This window comes from Streptomyces sp. CNH287, assembly GCF_000424825.1.
Window position 1 is genome coordinate 1 of sequence record NZ_AUKQ01000040.1, and the last position, 5,415, is coordinate 5,415.

The 5,415-nt window shown below is 69.0% G+C and carries 5 protein-coding genes; all 5 read right to left on the reverse strand.

The genetic code is table 11. From position 1 onward, the window contains the following. A partial coding sequence (locus H299_RS0123595) for a roadblock/LC7 domain-containing protein (protein ID WP_027750417.1) occupies positions 1-224 on the reverse strand: 224 nt, incomplete at its 3' end. 1 nt (position 225) lies between these two features. Beyond that, positions 226-3,552: a nitrate- and nitrite sensing domain-containing protein gene (locus tag H299_RS0123600; protein WP_027750418.1), complete on the reverse strand. Its 3,327-nt coding sequence runs from the start codon at positions 3,550-3,552 to the stop codon at positions 226-228. A 335-nt stretch (positions 3,553-3,887) separates the two neighbouring features. Beyond that, complete coding sequence (locus tag H299_RS0123605; protein WP_078512993.1) at positions 3,888-4,472, reverse strand: ATP/GTP-binding protein; 585 nt, start codon at positions 4,470-4,472, stop codon at positions 3,888-3,890. After that, positions 4,453-5,094: a DUF742 domain-containing protein gene (locus H299_RS0123610; protein ID WP_027750420.1), complete on the reverse strand. Its 642-nt coding sequence runs from the start codon at positions 5,092-5,094 to the stop codon at positions 4,453-4,455. The genes H299_RS0123605 and H299_RS0123610 overlap by 20 nt, the downstream gene beginning before the upstream one ends. A gap of 132 nt (positions 5,095-5,226) precedes the next feature. Beyond that, positions 5,227-5,415 (reverse strand): hypothetical protein (locus tag H299_RS0123615; protein WP_027750421.1); only part of this gene is annotated, 189 nt, incomplete at its 5' end.

Consider the following 5,415-nt stretch of genomic DNA (forward strand, 5'->3'; position numbering starts at 1 on the left):
ACCGCACCGCCCTCGAAAATCCGGGACGCCCCCGCCGTCAGCGAGGTCAACCCCGACGCCACCGCCGCCAGCTGATCGGCACGGTCACGCGGGAAGCCCTCGGACAACGCAAGGAGCAGTCCGTCGGCGGAGACCACCACTGTGTGGGAGACACCGGGGGTGTTGTCCACGAAGTTGGTGATCAACCAGTTCAGGTTCTGCGCCGCCTGGCTCATCGGGCTCACACTAACGCTCCTGATCGTAGGTGCTGCCGGGGCCGAAGCCCTGTCGGTCGTTCTGGGTGGTGTCTCCGGCGGTTCGTCCCCGCCGGACACCGCGATGCAGGTTACTCAGTCTGCCGCGCACATCCTCCGGGGACCGGGAGATCTGCGGACCGCCCTGAGGGCTCTGCTCCGCCGTGCCCTCGACCAGGTTGGCTCTGGGCACCCGCCGGGGGAGGCCGGAGTCGGTGACTCCGCCTGCCTCCGGTGCACGCAGTCTGCCTGCTCGGTCCCGGCGCTCGTCGTTCGCCGAGGCCCACGCGGACTGAGCGCTCTCCGAGGTGTCCGGCAGTGCTGGCGTGGACTGCTGCGACGCCTGATCCGGAGATTCCGTTTGAGGTGGTTGCTGCGCTTCCGGACCTTCCTCCCAGTGCGGTCGGCCCAGGTCGCGGCGCGGCAGTCCTGCGCCGGTCGTGGGGCCGATGCTGCTCGGAGAGGGGCCTGGTCGTTCGAAGCCTACGCGGTTCCCGGTATCGCCGGAACTCTCGTCAACGGATTCCGCTTGTGGGTGGGACGGCTGCTGCTGTCCGTAGGAGGGCTGCAGCGGAACGTAACCCGGGGCTGCGGCGGAGGGCTGATCGGGGCGCTCATGCGCCGCATGATCGTTACCAGACTGAGCGTTACTGGTCTGACCAAATCCATCCGGGAGGTAACCGTCGTGGTCATACCCGGCCTGGCCGTAACCGGAGCGGTCGTAACCGGACGCACCGTACGCGTCACCCGGATGTCCGGCCTGGGGGTATCCGGCCGGCGGGTGCCCGGTGCCGCCGTGGACGTCTTGGCCGTAAGGCTGCTGGTCCGGCCCGATCTGGCCGTACACCGGCGAACCTTGGCCGAATTCCTCCGGGCCCGGCTGGGCGGGTACGGCCCCCTGCCCCGGCTGGGGCGGCAGCCCCTGCTCTCCCGGCCGGCCGTGGTCCTGTCCGGGCGGCGCGAGCTGCCGGCCGGGCTCCTGCTGCCGCGCCTCGACCGCCGCCTGCCGCTCCTTCCGCTGCAGCGAGCGGTTGACGGAGTCGAACGCCGACAGGGCCTGGCCGGAGTCGCCGGGACGGTAGCGGGAGTCGTCGAAGCCCAGCTCCGCCGCGGAAGGCAGACTGCTGTCGAAGACCGACGGCGCCTCGTGGGGCTGCACGGCCTCACCGGGCTGCTCCTCCACGATCCGGGAGACGGTGAAGTCGTCCTGCCCCGTGTCGCCGCCGCCGCCGCGCGTGATCGCCTCCGGGAGCATGACCAGCGAGGTGGTGCCCGCCGCCTCTCCCGAGGGCCGCAGCTGGACGCGGATGCTGTGCCGGTTGGCGAGGCGGCCGACCACGAAGAGGCCCATGCGCTGCGAGATCGCGGCGTCCACCGTGGGCGGGTTGGCGAGCTTGTGGTTGATGTCGGCGAAGTCCTCGGCCGTCAGGCCGATGCCCTTGTCATGGATCTCGATCATCACCCGCCCGTCCGGCAGCCGGGTCGCGGTGACCTCGACCTTGGTCTGCGGGGAGGAGAAGGAGGTCGCGTTCTCCAGCAGCTCGGCGAGCAGGTGCACGAGGTCGGTCACCGCGGCGCCGTGGATCTCGCTGTCCGGGACCCCGGAGAGCGAGATGCGCGCGTAGTGCTCGACCTCCGAGGAGGCGGCGCGCAGGATGTCGACCAGCGGCACGGGCTGGTTCCACCGGCGGCCCGGCTCCTCCCCCGCGAGGACCAGCAGGTTCTCGCCGTTCCTGCGCATGCGGGTGGCGAGATGGTCCAGCCGGAAGAGGCTCTCCAACTGCTCCGGCTCGGCTTCGTTGTTCTCCAGGTCCGTGATCAGGTCGAGCTGCCGCTCGATGAGCCCCTGGTTCCGGCTGGAGAGGTTGGTGAAGATCGCGTTGACGTTGCCCCGCAGCAGGGCCTGCTCCGCCGCGAGCCGGACGGCCTCCCGGTGCACCTGGTCGAAGGCGCGGGCGACCTCTCCGATCTCGTCCCGGCTGTCCAGGGGGATCGGCCGCACCCGGGTGTCGACGCGTCCGGGCTCGGTACGCGAGAGCTGGTCGACCAGCATCGGCAGGCGCTGCTCGGCCACCTCGAACGCCGCGTTGCGCAGGGCCCGCATGCTGCGGCTCATGGAGCGGGCCATCAGGCCCGCGACGACGAAGGCCAGCAGCAGCGCGGCCAGGACGGTGCCGCCGTTGATGAAGGCGTCGCGCTTGGCGTCCGCGGAGATCTGCTCGGCCTCCCGCACCGCGTCGCCCGCGAGCTTCTTCTCGATGGTGCGGTAGGCGTCGAACTTGGCGGTCGAGGCGCTGAAGTAGCTCTCGGGGGTGATCCCGTCGTCCTTGAGCGTGCTCGCGCGCGAACCGCTCGCGATGGCGGTGACCATCTTCTCCAGGCCCGGCGGCGCGGAGTAGGCGCGCCCGGCCGCCTCGGCATCCGCCTTCGCCGCGGCGGACTTCCGCGCGCCCTCGGCCTTGACCGAGGCGAGCTGGCTCTTGAGCAGCTCGACGTCCTCGGGCCGGCTGCCGGACACGTACTCCTCGAGAGCGATGTTCTCCATGTAGTGGTACGAGTCGAGGGCCGTGAGCTGCTTCTTCCGGCTCTTCTCGGACGGGCCGGGCTTGACGAGCAGGTGCATGCCGATGGAGCGCTGAAGCGATTCTGCAGACTTGGCCAGGGAGATCGCGTAGACGGCACGGCCGTACGCGGTGACGTTGCCGGTGCCCAGGCCCAGGTCGTTGGCGAACTCCATCAGGGGGTGCTGGACCTTGACGTACCCCTCCTCCGTCTCGACTCCGTCGAGCCGGTCCGTGTACGCCGCCTGGCGCAGCGCGGGGAGCCCCGGCTCGGCCTCCCGCAAGGCGGCGAGGCGCCTCTTGAGAGCGGGCTTGTCGGGCAGTGCCTCGGCGCGCTCGTCGAAGGCGCGCTTGGCCCGGTCGGTGGCGTCGCGGACGGTGTTGATCGCCGCGCTGTCCGGATCACCGCTCAGCAGCGGCTCGGCCGTGCGGTCCCGTTCGTTGGTCAGGGCATGGCTGTAGTCCGCCGCGGCCTCGACCAGTTCGGCGATGTGCCGGGCATCCTCCGCCTCGTTCCAGGTCTCGATGGAGTCCTGGACGCGGACGCCCCCAAAGACGAGCGCGACGAGCACCGGAATGAGGAGGATGGCGTTCAGACGGGTGGGCACCCGCCAGTTCCGCACCGCGAACCGGCTGCCGCCGGTGCCCGGCGGCGCGGAGATGTCGGGCTGACCCGTCACGGTGCGGGGCGGCGGGGTGAAATTGCCCCGCGACTCACCCTCGGGTTGCTGGTCAGGGCCCCTCTTGGTGCGCCTCACTCGACTTCTACCTCTCGGCGTCCGGCCCGCCGACTTCGCTCAAGCCGTGGCTACTGATGAGTTCAACGAATTTCAGCACGCCAAGGCGTCCGGCACCAAACACTTGACGTCACTGTGATTTCGTGACCACAGTCGCGAGGCAAAAAGGGACATAGCCACTAACAGGCGACAAAGATGGATAGAGTCATGCGCAGAGTGAAGTGTTCCGCTCGCCGGCAGTGGTTCGGCAGGCCGAATCGCCTGCCGAACCGTTAGGGAAACCGTATGAGGGCATGACGAAGAACACACCCGCGGTGAGGAACTCGGTCCGCGGGGTGGCTACGTGTTCGTCCGTGTTACTTGAGGCGGGCGAGGAGCGCGTGCTCGACGAGAGTGATCAATCCGCTCTTTGCGTCGGCGCGGTGCCGGGCATCGGTCGTGATGATCGGCGCGTCCGGACCGATCTGCAACGCCTCCCGCACCTCCTCCGGCGTATACGGCTGATGCCCGTCAAACCCGTTCAACGCGATCACGAACGGCAGACCCGAATTCTCGAAATAATCCACCGCCGGAAAACAGTCCGCCAACCGACGCGTGTCCACCAGCACCACCGCACCGATCGCACCACGCACCAAGTCATCCCACATGAACCAGAAACGATCCTGACCCGGCGTACCGAACAAATACAGAATCAGATCCTGATCCAACGTGATCCGACCAAAATCCATCGCCACAGTCGTCGTCGTCTTGTCCGCCGTATGCGTCAGATCATCGATCCCCGCAGACGCCGACGTCATCACCGCCTCCGTACGCAGCGGATTGATCTCCGAGACCGCACCCACGAAGGTCGTCTTCCCCACACCGAACCCACCAGCCACCACAATCTTGGCCGAGGTCGTGGAGCGGGCAGCCGCACCGCCGCTAGAGCTTGCGAAGTCCACTGAGCACCCTTTCGAGCAGTGTCACATCTGGCTGGCCATCGGCGGTCGATTCGTCGCCACCAGGCTGGTGGATGGCGACGAGCCCGGCCTCGGCCAGGTCGGCGACGAGAATCCGGGCGACGCCGAGGGGAATGGAGAGCAGCGCCGAGATCTCGGCGACCGATTTGATCTCGTAGCAGAGGCGGCAGATCCGCTGGTGCTCGGGCAGCTGGCCCTGGAGCTGGGCGAACTCCGCCGTGGTGTGGACCAGCGCCTCGATGGCGAGCTGGTAGCGGGGGCGCGTACGGCCGCCCGTCATGGCGTACGGGCGCACCAGCTGCTGCGGCTCGACCCGGCCGCCTCCCGCATCGCCGGTCTCGGGCGGCCGGGGACGGGGCGGCTGCGCCGGCTGGGTACGGGAGGGCGCGCGCGGCGTCTGCTGCTGGTGCTGCTGGTGCTGGGGCGCGCGGTGCTGGTGCGGAGGCTGTGGCGGCTGCCCCTCCGGCTCGCGCGACGGCTGGGGCTGCTGTGCCCGCACGTGCTCGCTGGGCGCGGAGGGGAAATTGAAGCGCTTCAGGGGAGACCCCGGAAGCTGCTGGTCACGGCCATTGCCGTACGACGGACCGCCTGGGGGCGTTGTCACGATTCCTCCTCCGGCTCACGGACTAGCGGGCCACACTTGCCAGTTACTGCCTCGGCTCCCGAGCGGGCACCGCGTCCCCGCACCTTAATGGCGCGGAGCCGCAATGCGCACGGTCTGTCTCGTGTTCGGGAACTAGTTGAGCAGGCTTCCCTGCAGCTCCGCACGGAGGTCCGGGGTGAGGACCGTCCCCGCGCGGTCGACAAGAAGGGCCATCTCGTACCCAACCAGGCCGATGTCGGCCTCCGGGTGGGCGAGGACGGCCAGTGAGGAACCGTCCGAGATCGACATGATGAAGAGGAAGCCACGCTCCATCTCCACCAC